The sequence below is a fragment of the Polaromonas sp. P1_G4 genome (assembly GCF_056405475.1).
Map to the genome: position 1 here is coordinate 1 of NZ_JBFUCA010000883.1, position 1,081 is coordinate 1,081.

General features: G+C 54.1%; 2 protein-coding genes. One reads left to right on the forward strand and one right to left on the reverse strand.

From position 1 onward, the window contains the following. Nucleotides 1-324: aldehyde dehydrogenase family protein (locus tag AC1D1X_RS24145; protein WP_477699466.1), on the reverse strand; the 324-nt coding region annotated here is incomplete at its 3' end. Between the two features lie 318 nt (nt 325-642). On the opposite strand from AC1D1X_RS24145, the gene AC1D1X_RS24150 reads away from it, so the two are divergent. Next, nucleotides 643-948, forward strand: coding sequence for a hypothetical protein (locus tag AC1D1X_RS24150; RefSeq protein ID WP_477660535.1), 306 nt, complete (start codon nt 643-645; stop codon nt 946-948). Nucleotides 949-1,081: the final 133 nt, after the last annotated feature.

Sequence of the window (1,081 nt, forward strand, 5' to 3'; positions counted from 1 at the left end):
TACCTGGACGGCCCGGGCCATCTTCAGGGGCATGCCCACCTCGCGCGCAATGGCCACGGCCAGGTCTTCGGTGCGGGCCTTGATGCCGGCGGCCACTTTATCCAGGTAAGCAGCGCGCGTCTCGACGGACAACGCAGACCATCCGTCAAACGCAGCCCGGGCCGCCAATACCGCAGCTTCTGCCTCCCCGACGGTACCGGATGGCACGGTTGCCATCACCTCTTCGGTGCTGGAATCGTGGACAGGAAGGGTCTCCGAAGACTGGGCTTTAACCCATTGGCCGTTGATGTAATGCGCGGGATAGGCGGTCATTGTGGTGTTCATGTTGGGTCTGGCCGGGGCTGAAAAATTGAGCGAATGGTGGAAGGGTGACTTTTGTCTACAGCTGAAACTTAGTGTAAGTCTAAAGATTTAAACACTGTTCAATACCAGAATCGACTTGACATCTAGTTACTAACTCCTTGATTCATTTGTTGTTTTGCGTTAACCATTTCACACAAAACGTCTTGCAAATGAACCGCCGCAGTCTTAATCTAACAGAACAAACCGTTCCTCGGGAACGTGAACAAATACCCTACGGATGCCCGGTAGAAAGTTGTGAGACACATGCGCTGGTTAAAACCGAATCTGAAAAGCAGTTTCATGGCTTTGCTGGGCACTGGTGAAGTCACTGCTTCCGTTCTGGAAGACCGCACCGAAGAAATCCGCCAATTCATCCTGGATGAGCTTGGCGAGTTTGGTGAAAAGCACTACCCCAAGATCACGCGCCGCGTGCGCTACGCCCAGGACGTTCAAGGCCTGTGGTACACCCGCGGCGACATCATGGCGGTGCTTGCTGCCATGCATGGCGAAACAGTTGCCCGCGAAAAAGTCAGCCGTATCAGCGACAAATTCAAGGGCATGCTGCCACGCGGCCTCAGTTCCCGGTCCAGCCCCCTGACAACCTGACCTTCCAACTTTCAGTCTTTTCGCTTTTTCCGCCTGTTTTTTCCGTTTTCTTCCTGGCCTCCAAGGCTATTTTTAAACCAGCTTCGTGCTGGTTTTTTTTTGCTGAACACCGCCGCCGGCAGCGAAGCTCACC